Source organism: Actinoplanes sp. NPDC023801 (assembly GCF_040639655.1).
Lineage (GTDB): Bacteria > Actinomycetota > Actinomycetes > Mycobacteriales > Micromonosporaceae > Actinoplanes.
Genome location: NZ_JBFAAI010000018.1, coordinates 36,795 through 54,932, shown reverse-complemented (window position 1 = coordinate 54,932; position 18,138 = coordinate 36,795). Strand labels below are relative to the sequence as shown.

Below are 18,138 nucleotides of genomic sequence, written 5' to 3'. Positions count from 1 at the left end.
TCAGGACAGTCCCGCCTCCCGGGCCAGGATGGCGGCCTGCACCCGGGAACTGCAGCCGAGTTTGGCGAGTACCCGGGAGACGTGGGTCTTCGCGGTGGCCTCGGTGATGGTCAGCTCGGCCGCCAGGTCGGCGTTGGACAGCCCACGGCCCAGCCCGGCCAGTACGTCGAGCTCGCGCGCGGTCAGCTCGCTGAGCGAGGGCGGTGTGGTGCTGACCGGTGGCGGCGTGGCGACGAAGGCCGCGAGCAGGCGACGGGTCACCTCGGGTGCGAGGAAGCCGTCCCCGGCGGCGACCCGGCGCACCGCGTCGACAAGCGCGGCGGGCTCGACCGATTTGAGCAGGAAGCCGGCCGCCCCGGCGCGCAGTGCGCCGAACAGGTACTCGTCGAGGTCGAACGTGGTCAGGATGAGCACCTCGGCCAGTCCGGCGGCGGTGATCTCCCGGGTGGCATGGATGCCGTCGGTCCCGGGCATCCGGATGTCCATCAGCACCACGTCCGGTCGCAGCGCGGCGGCCTGCCGTACGGCGATCGCACCGTCAGCCGCCTCACCGACCACCTCGATGTCGTCGGCCTGCTCCAGCATGAGCCGCATGCCGGCCCGGATGGCGGAGTGGTCGTCGGCGACCAGGACCCGGATCATGCGGCGCTCGCCGGCAGGCTCGCGTGGACCGTCCAGCGGTCGTCGTCGCGGGTGGCGGTCAGCTCGCCGCCGAGCAGGGCGGCCCGTTCCCGGATCGACCACAGCCCGGTGCCCGCGCTCAGCGCCGGATGATCGAGATCCGACCTGGTCAGGGTGTTCGTCACGGTGACCGTGATCCGGTCGCCGGCGGGTCGCACGTCGAGGCTGACCTCGGAACCGGGCGCATGTTTGCCGGCGTTGGTGAGGGCTTCGCGGACGATGCCGTAGACGGTGTGCGCGACGACCACCGGAATGCCGGAGACGTCGCCGGTGCGCACCCGCACCCGCAGGCCGCCCGCGGTGGCGGCGGCGACCAGGTCGGGCAGCCGGTCGAGGCCGCCGGGCAGTGCGGCTTCCTTGCGCCCGGTGTCGTCACGCAGCAGCAGGATCATGGATCGCATCTCCTCGAGGGCGGCGAGACTGCTGGTCCGGACGGCCCGCAGGGCGGCCCGGTCCCGGTTCTCGTCGGCCGGCATGGCCAGGGCCGCACCGGAGTGCATCGCCGTGGTCGCCAGGTGGGCGGCGATGACGTCGTGCAGGTCACGGGCCATGGCGGTACGTTCGGCGGCGACCGCCTCGCGGGCGGTGCGCTCAGCGTCCAGGGCACCGAGCCGGTGCTGCTGGCGCAGGTTGGCGGCCCACCAGAGCGGCACGAACAGCAGCGACGTGAGCTGCAGGCAGATGAACACGGCGACCCGTACCTCGCCGACGGCCAGGCCGCCCACCACGCTCGCCGTGCCGATCAGGACGAAGACGCCCGCGGTCACGGTCGCGCGGGCCCGGGCCGAGGCGAACCGGCCGACCGAGAAGAGCAGGTCGAACAGCACCAGGATGAAGGCGACGCTGCCGCCGAGGGCCAGGTCGGCCAGCAACGCGGCGATCCCGGCGCCGAGGGCGAGCATCGGGTGACGGCGCCGGGCGAGCAGGGCCAGGCATCCGGCGGCCAGCGGCAGGTTGTGCCACCAGTCGGACCGGCCGGGCAGGAGCTCCGGGATGTCCCAGACATCGGTCAGGCCGACGGCGTTGAGCACCAGGCCGATGCCGAAGTTGGCGATCGGACTGGTGAGGTCCTGCATGCGGGTGCTGTGCCGCCATCGTTCCCGCACGTTCACGCCGTCATCCCATCATGCCGCCGATCAGCGTGGCGTCCGCCTAAAGTTGTAGGCGCCCGGCCGGCGCACCTCCTTGGGCTGACGCGCGCGGGGAGCCCGGTCGTCCACCGTGACGGGTATGGACGCCGCCCTCGCCGCCGCACTTGCCGTTCTCGCGCTCATCGACTCCACCAGTTTCGGGACCCTGCTGATCCCCATCTGGCTTCTGCTGCATCCGGGGCCGGTCCGTTCCGGTCGCATTCTTCTTTTCCTGGGTACGGTCGCCACGTTCTACTTCGCGCTGGGGCTGGCCGTGACGCTCGGGGCCGGCGCGGTCCTCCCGCAGATCACCGCGTTGCTGAACACCCGCCCGGTGCAGTGGACGCAGCTGGTGCTCGGGGTGGCGCTGTTCTTCTACAGCTTCGTGATGGGCCGTAACCGTAAGGCGGGTGACCGGGGTGGCATGCGGCGGTGGCGGGAGCGGGCCCTGAACGACGAGGGTGGCATGCTGCCGCTGGCCGGGCTGGCGCTGACGGCCGCCGCGGTGGAGGTGGGCACGATGCTGCCGTACATCGCCGCGATCGGCCTGATCACCACGGCACACCTGCCGGTCGCCACGACGGCCGTGACGCTTGCCGGTTACTGCCTGCTGATGATCGTGCCGGCGCTGGTGCTGCTGGCCGTGCGGGTGACCGCCGGGAAGCGTCTGGAGCCGGTGCTGACCCGGATCAGCGAGTGGATGACCAACAGCGAGACGATGGCCTGGATCGTCGGCATCGTCGGTTTTCTGCTGGCCCGGGACGCAGCCGTGAAACTGGCTCTACTCGGCTCCTGAAAATGTAGCCACGCAATTACACGATGGCGTCGCCAGCCCTTTTGGTAAAGGGGTCGGCGACGCTATACCATGATCACGTCGTGGCGGTCCGCGGGCGCGGGGGACCGTTGTTTCCCCTGCGTTTCCGGAGGTTGACGTGGCCTGGTTCGTCGGCCAGTCCCTCGTCCTCATCCTGCTGGCATTCTTTCTCGGAGTGATTGCCGGACGCCTTTCCGTGAAGCCCCGGGAAATGGTTGAGCCCGTCCAGCAGCCGGTCGCCGACGAATTGGAACGCATCGTGGGAATGGATCCGGCCATGGCGAATGCGCTGCGCGTCGCCGGGATTCGCACCTTCGCCGATGTCGCCGCATGTGACGACGGGACGAAACGGGCGGCGATCACGTCGGCGGGGCTCGGTTCCGCTCCGGGCCTGCACACCTGGAGCCGGCAGGCCAGGCTGCTCGCCGACGGTGACGAGGCCGCGTTCGCCGTGCTGGCCACCCGCCTGAGCACCGCTCGGGCCGGCACCGCCGCCCGGGCCGGCACCGCCGCCCCGCAGCGCCGCCGCCCGAGCCCACGCCCCCGTCCGGTGACGGCCACGGACCGGACGATCACGGACCGGACGATCACGGACCGGACAGCCACGGACCGGACAGCCACAGACCGGACAGCCACAGACGAGACGGCCACGGACAGCGGGACCCGATGAGCCGTCGCCTGCCCACCGCTCTCGGCGTCCTGCTCGGGGTGGTCACGGTCATCGCGGTGCAGCTAGGCCCCAACCGGGACCGCATCGAGGACGACCTGACCCGGCGCGCCACCGTGGCGCTGGCCGCCGCGGGCCAGCCGGACGCACACGTCACCTTCACCGGCCGGGACGGCCTGATCGTCACGTCGGCGTCCGCATCGGCCCGCGCCCACGACGTGGTGGCGGCGATCGACGGCGTCCGCGAGGTGCGGACACGGGTCGTCGTCACCCAGGCCGTCCCGGCCCGGATGCCGCCGCGGATGCGGGCCGTGGCGGGGCGGGTCAGGGCCGCGGTGGCCGGGAGCGTCGAAGCCGCCCTGTTGCGACGCGAGCTCGCCGCCGTGCCTCCGCTGACGTTCCGTACCGGAGGTGCCGAGCTGTCCCCCGCGTCCCGCGCCGCGCTGCGGAGGGCGGCTGTCCTGCTCGGCTCCCGTCCGGACGCGCGGATCCGGGTCGAGGGCCACACCGACTCCCGCGGCACGGAACAGGCCAACCTGGCACTGAGCCGGGACCGCGCGGAGGCGGTACGGGCCGCCCTGGTGGAGTACGGGATTCCCGCCGGCCGGATGACCGTGGCCGGTCACGGCGAGGCTCGCCCCAGGGCCGTGGGCGACACCGCGTCGCACTGTGCCGCGAACCGCCGCGTCGAACTGGCCGTGAGGTAAACCCCGGCTGTGCGCGACCGCTGGCTCAGCGCGGCTGAGACAGCGGTGCGCGCCAGCCGGTTCGTACGGTCAGGGCGCCGTGATGTGCTCCGCCGTACGCGACGCCAGCGCCATGACGGTGATCATCGGGTTGGTCCCGGACGAGCTCGGGAACGCCGACGCGTCACCGATCCACACGCCGGGTGTGTCGTGCAGCTCGCCGCGCGGCCCGGCGACGCTGGTCGCCGGATCGGTACCCATCCGGCAGCTGCCCATCTGGTGCGCCGAGAACAGGGTCATGCCCCCGGCTGACAGCGGCACCCGCTGCGCGGCCGCGATGTAGGCGTCCAGGTCCTCACCCTGCCTCCACCGGCCGAGCCCGTGTGCGAACACCTGGATGGCGCGTGCCCCGGCCGCGTGGTGGAGCCGGATCTGTGCCTCCAGGGCCCGGTGCGTGTTACGGACGTCGAGCTCGTCGGTCAGGTCGTACCAGGCGACCGTGTTCCCGGCCGGGTCGAGGGTGACCGAGCCGTGCCCGCGGTCGCGGATCAGGCCGATGAACGAACCGTTGTCGCGATATCCGGCCATCGCCTCCTTGTGCGCGGCGGGCGTGGTGAACGGCACCGCCGACGCGCCGAGCCCGGTGGCGTACTGCACGCTCTCCATCAGGAAACCGTGGCCGTCCTCGACGTCCGCGAACTCGTCGACCAGGCCGGCCTGCGGCGGGCCCCACCAGGCGCGCATGTCGTCGCCGTAGTCGCCCATGGTGACCGTGCACGGGTGCAGGCGCAGGAACTTCCCGGCGGCCGGGCCGCCGATGCCGGAGCGCAGCAGTACGCCGGGCGATTCGAGGGCACCCGCCGCCACGACGACGGCCGGGGCGCGGACCGTCACGGTGGCACTTCCGGTGCCGTCCTCGCTGGTCCAGTGCCCGATCACACCGGCCGCGCGGCCGCCTTCGACCAGGATCCGGCCGGCCCGGCAGCCGTCGACGACCCGGGCGCCGTGCTCGAGCACCGCGGGCTCCAGGTACACCTTGAGTGCCGACTGTTTCGCCCCGGAGCGGTCGCCGAAACCGAGGTGGCCGGCGACCGCGGCGTCGTGGCGTTTCTCGTCCCAGTTGCGGAAGATCGTGGCGAACGACCAGCCCAGCTTCTCGGCGCCGCGCTGCATGGCCTCGTGGACCGGGTTGAACTCGGAGCACCGGCCGGTGACCGAGAGTTCCCGCCAGACGGCGTCGAGGTGGCGGTCGAAGGAGCCGGTCGCGAGGTCGGTGAGACCGTGCTCGGCGGCCCACTCCCGCCGTACCCGATCCCTGGTTCTGAGGCAGTTGGTCCAGTTGATCACCGTGCCCCCGCCGACTCCGGCGCCGGCCATCAGGGTGACGTTCAGGTCGGCGGTCGGGGTGGGGCCGCCACGCCAGTAGGAGGCCTGGTAGGCGGCGAGCTCGAGCTGGTGGAAGTCGGCCTCGGTGCGGTATCGGCCCGCCTCCAGGACCACGACCCGGGCACCCGACGCGGCGAGCCGGCCGGCGATCAGGCCGCCGCCGGCACCGGATCCGATCACCACGACGTCGGCGTCCAGCTCCAGGTCTCCGGTGGGTCGCAGAGGCGTGATGGTACGGCTGTCCGCCGCCGGCGAACCGTCCGGTCCGGGATAGCCGAGCCGTGTCCAGTTGGGGTTGCGGCCGTCCGCGCCGGGGATCGCGTAGGTCATCATCAGGATCATGCTGATCAGCGAGCCGGTCTCGGGGATGGCCCCCAGCATCTGCTCACGGGCCGCCTGTGGCGCGGTCCGGAAACCGTTGGCCGCGAGGGCGTCGAACAGGGCGCCGAACCCCTGCTGGTGCTCGGCGGGCATGGCCGCGATGAGAGCGAGGACGCCCTGATCGGCGCCGGTGTCGGTGGCGCGGCGGGCCCAGAACCCGTCGCCGTCGTCAGGGTGGGCGATCGAGGGGACCACGGTGTCGCAGAGCAGGCGCAGAATTTCGGTCTGATCCGGAGTGAGCACGATGCGGGCCTCCTGCTTTGGTGGAGAAGTGCCCACAATGTAAGTCCGGATTCGCACCCCGGAACAGGTCGCTTCCTGCTGATCGTGCTGTTCCGGGCACGTGCGACGATGAGCCGATGGATCTCTCGGTCTCGATTTCCGACGGTGTGGCCCGGCTCGAGATGCGCCGGCCACCGGCCAATCATTTCGACGAGGCGCTGATCGGGCAGGTCGTCGACGCAGCGCTGGGGCTCGACGACGACCCGGCCTGCCGGGTGATCGTGCTGGCGTCGGAGGGCAAACACTTCTGCGCCGGCGCGGACTTCGGCGACGGCGAATTCACGCGCGATGTCGTCGCCGCGGCGGAGCGGCTCTACCGCCGGGCGGCGCAGTTGTTCGACGTGCGTACGCCGATCGTCGCGGCCGTGCAGGGCACCGCGGTCGGCGGTGGACTCGGCCTGGCCTGCGCGGCCGACTTCCGGGTCGCCGAGCCGTCCACCCGGTTCGTGGCGAACTTCGCACGCCTCGGGTTCCATCAGGGCTTCGGCACCAGTGTCACGCTCCCGGAGATCGTCGGACGGCAGGCGGCGGCCGACATGCTGCTGACCGGCCGCCGCATCGACGGCGCGGAGGCGCTGCGGATCGGGCTGGCCGACCGGCTGGCCGAGCCGGGCCGGTTGCACGAGACGGCGCGGGCTCTGGCCGCGGAGATCGCCGCGTCGGCGCCGCTGGCGGTCCGGTCGATCCGGGCGACGCTGCGCGAGGGCCTGGCCGCGCGGGTACGTGCGGCGCTCGAGCACGAGCTGGCCGAGCAGAAGATCCACTGGGCGACGCGTGACAGCGCGGAGGGCATCGCCGCGAGCCTGGAGCGCCGTCAGCCGGTTTTCCACGGCGAGTGAGAAGTTAAGAAGAAAGCAATATCTGCAAGGACTTGCAAAGGGGTCCATCCATATTAGGCTTGGCGAGCCTCCTCCGATGAGGAGGTTCCGACCCGTCCACCTGCACGGATCGGAACCCTCGTACTCTCTGGAGAACTATGCGTTCCGTCAGCAAGTTCTTGCTAACACTGCTCGTCGGTTTAGCCGGCGTTCTGGTGATCGCCGGACCGGTCTCCGCCTCCCCGCGCCCGCCCACCGAACTCGGCGGACTCGACCTGGGTGCCTACTGCCGGTCGATCGGCTACGCGGACGCCGCCCTGACCGGCTCCACCGCCTACGACTGGCACTGCGTCAGCGGCGACGGGCGTCAGGGCGACCTGGCCTTCGACGCGGCCTGCCGGTGGGCGTACGCCACCGAACACGCTGTCGACCGCATCGCCGACTTCCACGACCCGCGGTCGGTGCGGTGCTGGCGGGTCCAGCCGCACGTCGTCACGCCGGACTTCGCTGAATACTGCACCCGCACGGGCTACAGCGACGCCGCGCTGCTCGGCACGACCGTCTACGACTGGCACTGCGTCCGGTACAGCCGGGCCGGTCCGACCTACCACGACATCGACGTGGCGGCGGCCTGCCACGAGCTGACGTACGGCTACGCCGGCCTCAACCGCTTCGTCAACTTCTACGACGCGGCCACCTGGCAGTGCCGGCCCTGACCCGATTGATGAACCTCGACGACGCGGCCACCCGGCGACAGCCGGGCCTGACCCGCTGATCGGGCCGGCGGTGCGCCTCGTGCCGCCGGCCCGCTCGCGGGCGGGTCAGCTCTCACCCGGGTAGGCGCGCGTCTCGGCAGCCTTCACCGCGACCCACAGCTGCTGCCCCGGCTCCAGACGCAACTGCGCGGCGGCGGCCGGCGTGATGTCGGCCGCCACACTGATCGGCCCGTCCAGCCGTACCCGGAGATTGTCGCCGTGATGCTGGACATCGGCCAGGACCGCCGCCCAGGTGTTGCGGGGGCTGCCCTCGGGCCGCTGCGGGTGCAGCGCCACCGCCGACGGCGGGAAGGCCACGAACGCGTCCCCGTCGACGCTGTCGGTACTGGTCAGAGTGAAACCGTCGGCGATCTCGACGCCATGCCCGTGCCCGCGGCCGCGATAGAGGTTGAGCCCGACGAGCCGGGCCACGTAGTCGGTGCGCGGTCTCGCCGTGATCGTCGCCGCGTCGCCCTCCTGCACCACCCGGCCCTCCTCCACGATCACCAGACGGTCGGCGAGGACCAGCGCGTCCAGGGGGTCATGGGTGACCAGCAGGGTCGCGCCGGGATGGGCGCTCAGATGCCGCCGCAGTTCACCACGGGTCTCCAGGCGGGTGCGGGCGTCCAGGGCGGCCAGTGGCTCGTCGAGCAGCAGCAGCACCGGATCGACGGCCAGCGCCCGGGCCAGGGCGACCCGCTGCGCCTGGCCGCCGGAGAGGTTCCGCGGTTTGCGCCGGCCGTAGCCGGTCAGGCCGACCCGCTCCAGCCAGCGATCAGCGACCGCGTGCGCCGACTTGCGATCCATGCCGTGCCGCCGGGGGCCGAACGCGACGTTGTCACGGGCGCTCAGGTGCGGGAACAGCAGATAGTCCTGGAAGACGACACCGATCGGCCGCTCCTCCGGTGGCGCTTCGGTGATGTCCCGCCCGTCGAGGACGAGGTGTCCCTCGTCGAGCGGCGCGAGCCCGGAGAGCGCCCGCAGTGCGGTGGTCTTCCCGGCCCCGTTCGGCCCGAGCAGCGCGACTGTCTCCCCCGGCTCGATGCGCAGGCCGATGTCGAGCCGGAACTCGCCGCGCCGCACCACCAGGTGGGCATCGAGAAGCGTCACGACACAGCCCTTCTCGCGGCCGGGCGCGGCCGACAGAACCTCTTCACGCGGCGGCCCTTCTCGCGGCCGGCGCCGGCCGGTAGGACGGCTTCACGGGGCGGTCAGCCAGCGGTCCCGGAGGCCGGCCAGGATCGCGACCGAGACGACCAGCAGGATCAGGCTCAGCACGACGGCGCCCTCCAGGTCACCGCTCTCCATGGTCTGGTAGACGGCGAGCGGCATGGTCTGCGTGATGCCCGGATAGTTCCCGGCGAACGTGATGGTGGCCCCGAACTCACCGAGTGCCCGCGCCCAGCACAGCACCGCCCCCGCCGCGATCCCCGGCGCGACCAGCGGCAGCGTCACATGGGTGAACGTCGTCCAGCGCGTCGACCCGAGGGTGGCGGCGGCCTCCTCGTACCGGCTGTCGGCCCCGCGCAGCGCCCCCTCGACCGCGATGACCAGGAACGGCAGCGCCACGAACGACTCGGCGATCACCACACCGGCGGTCGTGAACGGCAGCGTGATCCCGAACGTCGAGTCCAGCCACTGCCCCACCAGGCCGCGCCGGCCGAGCGCCAGCAGCAGCGCGATGCCACCGACGACCGGCGGCAGCACGAGCGGCACGGTGATCAGGGCCCGGACCAGCCGCCGTCCCGGGAACGTCACCCGGGCCAGCAGCCACGCCAGCGGCACCCCCAGCACCAGGCAGAGCAGAGTCGCCAGAGTCGAGGTGAGCAGCGACAACCGCAGCGCGGTCACCACCCCGGGCTCGGCGAGCCGATCCGGCAGGCTCGCCCAGGGCGTGCGTGCCAGGAGCCCCACGAGCGGCAGGATCAGGAAGATCAGACCCAGAATCGCGGGCAGCAACAGCGGTACGGGGACGCGCGCCGCCCTCATGACCGGCGGCTCGATCGCTCCACGACCACCGTGGTCGACTTGATCACCGCGACGGCGACCGAGCCGACCCGGAGGTCGAGCTCGTCGACGGCTTCCCGGCTCATCAGCGACACCAGCCGGAACGGTCCGCACTGGATGTCCACCTGAGCCATCACGGTGTCCTTGACGACCGCGGTGACGATGCCGCGCAGCCGGTTGCGGGCCGACGACTCGTCGGCCCGGTCGTCGGGGTCGTTGCCCTTGGCACGCACGAACGCGGCCAGTTCCACCCCGTTGATCATCCGGTGGCCACCCTCGTCACGTCCGGCCGGCAGCCGTCCCGCGTCGATCCAGCGCCGCACGGTGTCCGCGCTGACGCCGAGCAGTTCCGCCGCCTCCCCGATCCGAAACACCGTCACACGAGGCACTCTAGCCCCTGGCAGTTGCCGCCTCCGGCCGGCCGGACGCCCCGCAGAAGCAACAGCGACACCGCCTTGGCACCCGCACCTGCGCAGGGCAGGGTCAGCGGGACGGGTGCACGGCCGGGTGCGGGAGGGCGGCGGCCACCCGGTCGGCCTGGGCGCGGATCTCCGGTACGGCGGTGGCCTCCCAGAGACGGCCACGGCACAGCGGGCCGACCACCCACAGCCCGGGACGGGCCTGGCCGTCGTCGTCGGTGCTGATGCCGAGCCGGTGCGGGCCGGTCCGGACCAGACCGTCCGCAAGCAGATCGGCCAGCAGCGGCCCGGCCGAGCACGGCAGCGGTCCGGGCCCGGTACAGGTGATCACGGCGCCGTAGCGGCGTGGGGCCTCGAGCCCTCCGGGCCCCTCGGCGCGGACGGTCAGGCCGCCGCCGGGGTGCGGCTCGATCGAGACGAGACGACCGGTCCGGAACCGGAGCATGCCCTGTTCACGAAGTTCGGCGACGCGCTCGGCGGTGGGCGGTGCCATCCGGTGGCGGTGCACCTCCCAGTACCGCTGGGCGTGCCGCAGGAACCGTTCGCGGGCGGCCGGTTCGAGGCTGCTCCACAGGTGGTCGGCCCGGGTGCGCACGTGGTCCACGACGGCGCTCCAGTCGGCTCCGGCGTCGACGGCGGCGCGGATCCGGCGTACCAGCGGAGCGAGGGTCGCGGTGGCCGGGAGATCGAGGGCGACGGGGCCGGCGGGTCGCGGTGGGTGGGCCAGTGGCAGCAGGCCACGACGGGACAGAGCCTCGACGGGTACGCGACGCGAGCCCCGGGTCAGCGTCAGCGCCACGTCGACGGCGGTGAGCCCGGTGCCGAGCAGCAGCACGGGCTGGTCGACGGGTACCGCGTCGAGGGCGCCGGGCGCCCACGGGTCGGCCACGAAGGCGACGTCGCGGCGGGCGGCCTCGCTCACTCCGGACGGCACGCGGGGCGGCGGATTGCCGAGGGCCAGGACCACGTGTTCGGCACGTGTCCGGGCGCCGGAGTCGTCGGTGACGACATAGCCGTGCCCGTCCGCGCGTACCCCGACGGCGGTGGCCCGATGGTGCACGGACCGGGACCGGTCCGCACCGGTGAACTGGTCGGCGAGGTAGTCGCCGAAGAGTGCGCGGGGCAGGAAGTCGCCCGGATCGGCGGGCCGCCCCCGGGCCCGGCACCAGCGCAGCAGGTGGTCCGCGTCGTGAGCGTCGGCACTCATCGTGGCGGCTCGGGAGTTGAGCAGGTGCCAGGGTTCGGCGGCACCGTAGGCGACTCCCCGGCCGGGGCGGCTCTCCGGCGAGATCAGCACTGTCCGCCATGCGGAATTCCGCAGGATGGCGCGCACGGTGAGCACGCCGCTCGCACCACCGCCGATGATCGCCACGGTGCCGGGACGGACGCCGAGCTCGATCGGGTTCCGGGTGACAGTGCTGGTCATCGCGGTGTCACCGCGTTCGACGGCGGCTCGGTACAGTGGTCCGGCATCGCGCCCTCCGGGAGGTGTGAGACTCCCTCCAGCGAACCACAAACCCCGTAGGTTTGGTAGGTGATGGCGGGCGTGTCACGGACACTTCACCGACCCGGCCATCGGCCCGCACCCTCCCCCGGAATGCGAATCCACCATTCGACTTCGTCGCCCGTTAATACATGAGTCGTTATGCAAATAGGTGTTAACCGATGAGGTCTTTCCGCGCAGGTCCAACGTAGATATGGTGATCACCGCTTTTGGAACTACGGGGGGTAACCAAAGCGCAACACGTCGACACCCCCTGCCCCTTGCTGGAAGGACACCCTGTCTTGTCTGAGACTCCGTTGTGGCTGCAGGGCCGTGATGCCGTGATCGAGGCCGCCGACCCGTCCGAGTTCCGCCACGGCACCCCGGACTATCACCTGTCACACATCGTGATGCCCGAGCAGCGGACCACCGATCACGCGCCGGGGTCGCTCGAGGCGATCGTCGAGTCGATCGTGCAGGTGTTCGAGATGGAGGTCTCGCACAAGCAGGACCCGGCGACCTGGGTCTCGATGGTCAGCGAGCACTTCCGGACCAACGTCAACGGCGGCGGGTGGGCCTCCGCGCAGGACATCGCGGACCAGGGCTCGTACAACATCCTGATCGGTGACTCGCCCTTCTACCGGGTCGGCAAGGAGTCGTTCGACAGCCAGCACGACATCTTCCACGGCGCCTTCCCGAACGGCTTCTACTGGGAGGTCCTCGAGGTTCTCAGCCCGCCGCCGGTGGTCACCTTCAAGTGGCGGCACTGGGGCGCCTTCGAGGGCGAATACCACGGCCACCAGCCGAGCGGGAAGACTATCGAGATGTTCGGCATGAGCGTCGCCAAGGTCAACGACGACCTCAAGCTGCTGGAGGTCGAGCACTACTACGACCCCAACGCGTTCCTCGGCAAGCTGACCGGCGGCTGCCCGATCGCTCACTAGTCCCCGCGCACCGGCCTCCCCTCCATCCCGGCACCTCGGTGGTGCGGGAGGCCGGTGCGTCGATCGGCTCACCAGCCGCCCTGGAGAAGGGCCAGCAACGCGGGCGCCGGATCCGCCGCGGTCGTCGTGTTCGCCACCGCGATGACGGCCACCAGCAGTGGCAGCAGCGAAGCGAGGACACCGGACGACGCCAGCACCCGCCGCGTCCGCCGATCCGGTCGCGGGGTGGCCGCGAACCGGCGCCACAGCAGCACACCGCCGGCGGCGAGACCGGCCGCCACCACGGCGGCAATCACCGCCATCGCCACGTGATAGCGGGCGAAGTCTTCGATCAGAACCGTCAGCGCGGGCGACGCCGAGCCCGCGGCCAGTCCCTGCCGTACCTGCTCCAGGGCCGCGGCCTCCGGCCCGCCCGGCGAGCCGTCGGTCAGCAGCGGCAGCAGCGACGCGAACGGCGCGATCATGCCCTGGACGTTCGCCATCACGAGACCGAGCGAGAACAGCGCGAACACCGTGACGAACGTGCCGCCCGCCGCGAGAGCGGCCCGCCGGGCCGGACCGAGCCGCCCGGCCCGCGCGAAAGCGCCCCACAGCCGGACCCCGAGCACGGTCAGCACGACCAGCAGGATCCCGGCGGTCACCGCCTTGACCAGGTGGTAGCGCATCCAGTAGTCGATCAGCTCCCGCAGCTCGGGTGTGAACGTACCGCCGCCGGAGCGCCAGTAGCCGGTGAACGCCGACCCGAATGCGCCGGCCAGCTCGCGTTCGCCGGTGAACCGGCCACCGGCCACCAGAGGTGGGGCCACCACGAACGCGACCGGCAGGAGCACGGCGAGGACGATCAGGAGCGTTCTCTTCCACATCGGACGCACGGTAGCGACAGCTGTCACCCGAACTCCTCGGGCGGAGACTGAGGCCCCTAGGCTCGGCGGGTGACGCTGATCCTGAAACTCGTGCTCGCGCCGCTGCTCGTGGTCGGTTCGACGCTGGCCGGACGCCGCTGGGGCGACCGGGTCGCCGGGACGCTCGTGGCGTTCCCGATCGTGGCGGGGCCGATCCTGCTGATCGCCACCCTGCAGCACGGGACCGAGTTCGGTGCGCGGGCCGCGTCGGCGTCGCTTTTTGGACTGGTGTCGCTGGCGGTGTTCGCGGTGTCGTTCGCCTACCTGGGCCGCCGGTACGGGTGGCTGCCGTCGCTGCTGTTGTCCTGGAACGCGACGCTCGCGGCCGACGTCGTCCTGATGCCGTTCGCCGCCGGGCCGTACGCCGGTCTCGCCGTTGTCATGGCCGGAGTGTGGACGGCACATCGGCTGGTCACGCGGATCGACTCCGGCGAGGTCCGGACCGGCGGGGTGCCCGCGCCGTGGTGGGACCTGCCCGGCCGGGCGGCCGCGACCGGACTGCTCGTGCTGACGGTGACCGGGATCTCGGCGGCGGTCGGCCCGGCGGTCACCGGCATGCTGGCGCCGTTCCCGATCGCGACCGGGGTGGTCGCGGCGTTCGTGCTTGGCGGGCAGGGGCCGGCCGCGACGATCCGCACGATGGCCGGGGTGATCCGCGGGCTGACCGGCTTCGCCGCGTTCTGTTTCCTGCTCGCGATCCTGCTCGGGCCGTTCGGGGTCGCGGGTGCTTTCACCGCTGCCGTCGCCGGCACGCTTGCCGTCCATCTCGCGTGCAGGGCCGTGCCCGTCCGGCGCGTGCCGACGACTGCCCCGCAAGGCCCGGCCCGAACCTAGGCCGGTAGCGGGGAGACCTGTTTGGTGACACCGAAGGCGAAGGTGGTCTGGATCGAGGCGAGACCGGGAATGGTCCGCAGCCGGGTACGCACGAACGTCTCGTACGAAGCGAACGAGCCGATCGTGACCTTCAGCAGGTAGTCCTGGTCCCCGGCGAGCAGGTACGCCTCGACGATCTCCGGGATCTGCCGGATCTCCGCCTCGACCCGTTCGACGACGTCCTGGCCGTGGGTCTCCAGGGTGATCCGGACGAACGCGGTGATCGGCAGGCCCACCGCCTCCTGGTCGACGACCGCGCGGTACCCGGCGATCACCCCGGCCTCCTCCAGCAGCCGCACCCGGCGCAGGCACGGTGACGGGGACAGGCCCACCCGATCGGCGAGGTCCTGGTTGCTGACGCGGCCGTCACGCTGCAACTCGAGCAGAATCCGCCGGTCGATGTCGTCGAGATCTCTCATGTGGCAGATTCTGCCAAACCGAGGGCTGATCGCGCATGATTTAGCAATCGGCTGCCGCGCCGGAAAGCCTAGCGTTCCACACATGAGAAGAGGACTGGCCGCGATGGCGGTGACCGTCGCCGTGTGGGCCGGATTCGCGCTCAGCATCCGCGGTATCGGCGCGTCCTCCCTGACCACCATGGACACCGCGCTCATCCGGTTCGTCACGCCACTGCTGCTGCTCGGCCCGTGGATCCCCCGGACCCTGCGGCGGCTGCGGGGGGAACGGCCGGTCGTCCTGGCCGGGCTGTGCGCCGGCGCGGGACTGCCGTTCTTCCTGGTGGCGTCGGCCGGGGGGCGGCTCACCAGCGCGGGGCTCGTGGGACTCGTCATCCCGGGTACCGTTCCGATCTTCGTGGCGCTTCTCGCGTACCGCATGTGGGGTTCGAGGGTCGGCCGGGCGCAGGTGGCCGCGCTCGCCGCAATTCTCGCGGGCGTCGCCCTCGCCGGCGGCCGGCCGGCCGGTGCCGGCACCGTCGTGCTGATCCTGGCGGGCTCCATCTGGGCGGTCTACACCATGTCGCTGCGGGTCACCGTTCTTGATCCGGTGGGTACGGTCATCGTGCTCTGCCTTCCGTCGGCCCTGCTCTCCGCTCTGTTGATCGGCACCGGCGCGGCCGGCTCCAACCTGGCCGCCGGCACCGCCCGCATGGACGACGTGCTGATCTACCTGGCGGCGCAGGGTGTCGGGGCGGGCGTGCTGGCCGCACTCTGCTATCCGGTCGCCATCCGCCGTCTGGGCAGCCGCACCGCCGCCAGCCTGGGCGCGCTGAGCCCGGTCGTCACCGCGGTTGCCGCCGTGCCGCTGCTCGGCGAACCGCTCACCGGCATTCCCGGGTTCGCCCTGGTGGTGGCCGGTGTCGTCGCTTTCAATCTGCTTCCCGCACGCCCGGAAGGAACCGCCCCGCATGCTGCTGACCCGCCCCCGCACCACGACCGACCCGCTGTGGCAGCTGACCGCGGACTGCGCCGGTGACGTCCGGCCGGAACGGCTCGATCTGCTCGTCGGCGTCTACCGGGACGACTCCGGTGCCGCCCCGGTGATGGACGCCGTCCGGGCCGCCGAACTGCGCCTGGCACGCCGTTCACCGTCGAAGGCCTACGTCGGCCCGGCCGGCAGCGAGCGGTTCCTGGGGGCGATGTCGGCGCTGCTGTTCGCCGACGACCGGTTGTCGGCGCGGGCCGCCGGGGTGCAGACGGTCGCCGGTACCGGTGCCCTGCGTCTGCTCGCCGAACTGCTGGCGGCCACCGGCCCGGACCGGACCGTGCTGCTGGGCACGCCCGCGTACGTCAACCATCCGGCGATCCTGGCGGCGGCCGGGCTGCGCACCGCGATCCACCCGGTGACCGCGGACGGTTCGGCGATGCTCGCCGCCGTCGACGCGGCGCGGCCCGGTGACGTGCTGCTCGTGCAGGGCTGCTGCCACAACCCGACCGGGCTGAGCATGCCGGTCGCGCTCTGGGACGAGCTGGCCGCGGCACTGGTCCGCCGCGGTGTGGTGCCTTTCGTCGACCAGGCGTACTTCGGGCTCGGCGACGGCTTGGACGAGGACCTGGAGGGGATGCGGCGACTGCTGCGCACCGTCCCGGACGCGGTGGTGGCGGTCAGCGCGTCGAAGGCGTGGGGGCTGTACAACGAGCGGACCGGTGCCGCGTTCGTGCTCAGCGACGACGCCGGGCACCGCACGCAGGCCCGGACTCTGCTGGAGAACATCGCCCGCGCCAGTTACTCGCAGCCGCCCGCACACGGGGCGGCGATCGTCGAGGAGATCCTCACCGATCCGGTGCTGACCGGCCGCTGGCGGACCGAGCTGGAGACCATGCGGCTGCGGCTCGGCAGCCTGCGCGACGGCCTCGCCGGGCTCACCGGCTTCACCGGGCTGGCCGATCAGCGCGGCATGTTCCTCACCCTTCCCCTGGACGCCGCGGCGATGCTGCGGCTCCGGTCCGACCACGGGGTGTACGGGCTGCCGTCCGGCCGCGTCAACCTGGCCGGCATCCCGTCGTCACGCCTGGCGGAGGTGGCCGCCGCGATCCGCGCCGCCGGCCGGGCTCTCGTCCCGTCGTCGTAGAGCTGGAGTCAGGACGGATCCCCGTACTGCCGCAGGAGGGCGTTGAGCTTGCGAAGCTTGTCGATCGTCCCCTCCGGCGGCTGGTCCGGATTGAAATGCATGACGTCATTACGGATCTTACGAATCTCGTCGAGCCGCTCGATAAAAACCGAACGGTCCAGCGGCCAGCCGAGGGTCGCCCAGACGCCCGGATCACCGAGGACCCGCTGGTAGTCACCCATCGACAGGCCGTCGAAGGACCGCACCGGCCGGTTGCAGAGCCCGGCCACCTGGTCGAGGCTCAGGTTCCGGGAGATCACCCGGCGCAGGCTCCGGTCCACCTCGCCGACCTGGAAGAACGGCATCGCCATCTGGCCGTACTGCTGCACCACGTCGGCGGTGGTGACGATGCCGGCGACCACGTTCTCCTGATCGCGGACGAACACGAAACCGGTCCGCTGCAGATCCGGCAGGACGTCGATGAGCTCCTTGTCGTAGCGGACCACACCCACGTCCGGCTCGATCGCGGCGGACAGCCCCGCCTGAGGGTCGGCGTGACGGGAGTGCGCTATCGAGCGCCACGTCACGGCGCCCCGCAGATTCCGTGGACCGTTCAGCACCGCCAGCTGCGAGAAGTCGTTGAGCAGCATCTTGGTGAGTGCCTCGTCGAAGGTCGCGTTGGGCGCGACGGAACACAGACCGCCGAGGGCCGACTGCAGGTTGCCCACGGTGAGCCCGATCGGATCGTCCTCGGTCTCCTCGTCGGCGACCGCGGACTCCACGGACGCCAGGTGCGCGGAAACCTCGTCCGCGCCGGCTGACGAGACGACCAGCCGGACCGTCGAATCGAGGGTCACCTTGCGGAAACTGGGTGTGGTGACCAGGCCGTGGTTGGCCAGGTCCGCCTCGATCCGGCTGATCTGGTCGCCGCGATCCTTCGCTCCCCACAGTCCGAGCAGTTCCCGTACCGAGAACTCCTCGGGGTTGTGGTCCTCAGCGCGTTTACGCGCCTCGCGCAGCCGTTCATGGATCCGCGGATTCAGCGCCTGCTCGCCGGAGGCGGGTGGTGCGGTCGCCACCGCACGGTCCAGAAGCTCCTGCCGCAGGACATCGAGCGTCCGGCCGGTCTCCACCACCGTCCACACCAGCCATCCGTCCACCGCGCGCATGCCGGCGGCGACCGCCGCGGCCCGGGACGGGGTGGGGAACTCCTGGCCGTCGGGGAGCAGGCGGACCCAGCCGGAACCGGTGACCTCGGCGTGATAAGTCAGGCGCATCCGCCGGCGCTGGAACCGCAGTTTCGCGCCCGGACCGATCAGTCCGGCCTCGATCAGGTCCCGGACCTGGACCCGCCGGCCGCTCAGCAGGTAGTTGGAACGACGTTCGTCGGCCATGTCCGCT

At 71.7% G+C, this 18,138-nt stretch carries 19 protein-coding genes; 9 read left to right on the top strand and 10 right to left on the bottom strand.

From position 1 onward, the window contains the following. The gene (locus AB0G04_RS28525) at positions 1 to 642 is read right to left on the bottom strand and encodes a response regulator transcription factor (protein WP_360988562.1); all 642 of its coding nucleotides are present in this window, start codon (positions 640 to 642) and stop codon (positions 1 to 3) included. Further along, positions 639 to 1,793: a histidine kinase gene (locus AB0G04_RS28520; protein WP_360988560.1), complete on the bottom strand. Its 1,155-nt coding sequence runs from the start codon at positions 1,791 to 1,793 to the stop codon at positions 639 to 641. The genes AB0G04_RS28525 and AB0G04_RS28520 overlap by 4 nt, the downstream gene beginning before the upstream one ends. 118 nt (positions 1,794 to 1,911) lie before the next feature. Here AB0G04_RS28520 and AB0G04_RS28515 point away from each other — a divergent pair, with 118 nt between their 5' ends. The 3 genes from AB0G04_RS28515 (at position 1,912) to AB0G04_RS28505 (ending at position 3,999) form a co-directional block, all read left to right on the top strand. Beyond that, entirely contained in the window at positions 1,912 to 2,607 is a 696-nt protein-coding gene (locus AB0G04_RS28515; RefSeq protein ID WP_360988558.1) for a GAP family protein, read from the top strand. 229 nt (positions 2,608 to 2,836) lie between these two features. Continuing rightward, positions 2,837 to 3,295 (top strand): hypothetical protein, encoded by a 459-nt coding sequence (locus tag AB0G04_RS28510; RefSeq protein ID WP_360988556.1) that lies wholly within the window; start codon positions 2,837 to 2,839, stop codon positions 3,293 to 3,295. Continuing rightward, positions 3,292 to 3,999 carry an OmpA family protein gene (locus tag AB0G04_RS28505; protein WP_360988554.1) on the top strand — a complete coding sequence of 236 codons (708 nt, stop codon included), beginning with the start codon at positions 3,292 to 3,294 and terminating at the stop codon, positions 3,997 to 3,999. Before AB0G04_RS28510 ends, AB0G04_RS28505 begins: the two co-directional genes overlap by 4 nt. A 69-nt stretch (positions 4,000 to 4,068) precedes the next feature. On the opposite strand, the gene AB0G04_RS28500 is transcribed toward AB0G04_RS28505, so the two are convergent. Further along, complete coding sequence (locus AB0G04_RS28500; RefSeq protein WP_360988552.1) at positions 4,069 to 5,988, bottom strand: GMC family oxidoreductase; 1,920 nt, start codon at positions 5,986 to 5,988, stop codon at positions 4,069 to 4,071. A gap of 116 nt (positions 5,989 to 6,104) precedes the next feature. Between AB0G04_RS28500 and AB0G04_RS28495 the strand changes: the two genes are divergently transcribed. Further along, positions 6,105 to 6,866, top strand: a complete 762-nt coding sequence (locus tag AB0G04_RS28495) for an enoyl-CoA hydratase/isomerase family protein (protein ID WP_360988550.1) — start codon at positions 6,105 to 6,107, stop codon at positions 6,864 to 6,866. Positions 6,867 to 7,003: 137 nt separating this feature from the next. Then, positions 7,004 to 7,561 (top strand): hypothetical protein, encoded by a 558-nt coding sequence (locus AB0G04_RS28490; RefSeq protein WP_360988548.1) that lies wholly within the window; start codon positions 7,004 to 7,006, stop codon positions 7,559 to 7,561. 105 nt (positions 7,562 to 7,666) lie between these two features. Here AB0G04_RS28490 and AB0G04_RS28485 read toward each other — a convergent pair whose 3' ends face one another. The 4 genes from AB0G04_RS28485 to AB0G04_RS28470 all read right to left on the bottom strand — a co-directional run bounded on the left by AB0G04_RS28485 (position 7,667) and on the right by AB0G04_RS28470 (position 11,452). Further along, a complete protein-coding gene (locus tag AB0G04_RS28485) occupies positions 7,667 to 8,710 on the bottom strand; it encodes an ABC transporter ATP-binding protein (RefSeq protein ID WP_360988546.1) in 1,044 nt (347 codons plus the stop codon). Positions 8,711 to 8,800: 90 nt separating this feature from the next. Next, positions 8,801 to 9,589, bottom strand: coding sequence for an ABC transporter permease (locus AB0G04_RS28480; protein WP_360988544.1), 789 nt, complete (start codon positions 9,587 to 9,589; stop codon positions 8,801 to 8,803). Further along, on the bottom strand, positions 9,586 to 9,987 hold the full coding sequence (locus tag AB0G04_RS28475; protein ID WP_360988542.1) for a helix-turn-helix domain-containing protein: 402 nt from the start codon (positions 9,985 to 9,987) through the stop codon (positions 9,586 to 9,588). The genes AB0G04_RS28480 and AB0G04_RS28475 overlap by 4 nt, the downstream gene beginning before the upstream one ends. 103 nt (positions 9,988 to 10,090) lie before the next feature. Then, positions 10,091 to 11,452 carry an FAD/NAD(P)-binding protein gene (locus AB0G04_RS28470; RefSeq protein ID WP_360988540.1) on the bottom strand — a complete coding sequence of 454 codons (1,362 nt, stop codon included), beginning with the start codon at positions 11,450 to 11,452 and terminating at the stop codon, positions 10,091 to 10,093. 359 nt (positions 11,453 to 11,811) lie between these two features. On the opposite strand from AB0G04_RS28470, the gene AB0G04_RS28465 reads away from it, so the two are divergent. Further along, entirely contained in the window at positions 11,812 to 12,453 is a 642-nt protein-coding gene (locus tag AB0G04_RS28465) for a SnoaL-like polyketide cyclase (protein WP_360988538.1), read from the top strand. 68 nt (positions 12,454 to 12,521) lie between these two features. On the opposite strand, the gene AB0G04_RS28460 is transcribed toward AB0G04_RS28465, so the two are convergent. Further along, positions 12,522 to 13,316: a hypothetical protein gene (locus AB0G04_RS28460; protein ID WP_360988536.1), complete on the bottom strand. Its 795-nt coding sequence runs from the start codon at positions 13,314 to 13,316 to the stop codon at positions 12,522 to 12,524. Positions 13,317 to 13,385: 69 nt separating this feature from the next. Between AB0G04_RS28460 and AB0G04_RS28455 the strand changes: the two genes are divergently transcribed. Next, positions 13,386 to 14,189, top strand: coding sequence for a hypothetical protein (locus AB0G04_RS28455; protein ID WP_360988534.1), 804 nt, complete (start codon positions 13,386 to 13,388; stop codon positions 14,187 to 14,189). Here the strand turns inward: AB0G04_RS28455 and AB0G04_RS28450 are convergent. Next, positions 14,186 to 14,647 carry an Lrp/AsnC family transcriptional regulator gene (locus AB0G04_RS28450; RefSeq protein WP_360988532.1) on the bottom strand — a complete coding sequence of 154 codons (462 nt, stop codon included), beginning with the start codon at positions 14,645 to 14,647 and terminating at the stop codon, positions 14,186 to 14,188. The genes AB0G04_RS28455 and AB0G04_RS28450 overlap by 4 nt on opposite strands. An 82-nt stretch (positions 14,648 to 14,729) precedes the next feature. Between AB0G04_RS28450 and AB0G04_RS28445 the strand changes: the two genes are divergently transcribed. Beyond that, positions 14,730 to 15,662 carry a DMT family transporter gene (locus AB0G04_RS28445; protein ID WP_360988530.1) on the top strand — a complete coding sequence of 311 codons (933 nt, stop codon included), beginning with the start codon at positions 14,730 to 14,732 and terminating at the stop codon, positions 15,660 to 15,662. Then, positions 15,595 to 16,758, top strand: coding sequence for an aminotransferase class I/II-fold pyridoxal phosphate-dependent enzyme (locus AB0G04_RS28440; protein ID WP_360988528.1), 1,164 nt, complete (start codon positions 15,595 to 15,597; stop codon positions 16,756 to 16,758). The genes AB0G04_RS28445 and AB0G04_RS28440 overlap by 68 nt, the downstream gene beginning before the upstream one ends. Before the next feature lie 8 nt (positions 16,759 to 16,766). Here AB0G04_RS28440 and AB0G04_RS28435 read toward each other — a convergent pair whose 3' ends face one another. Continuing rightward, a complete protein-coding gene (locus AB0G04_RS28435) occupies positions 16,767 to 18,131 on the bottom strand; it encodes a hypothetical protein (protein WP_360988526.1) in 1,365 nt (454 codons plus the stop codon). Positions 18,132 to 18,138 lie beyond the last annotated feature (7 nt).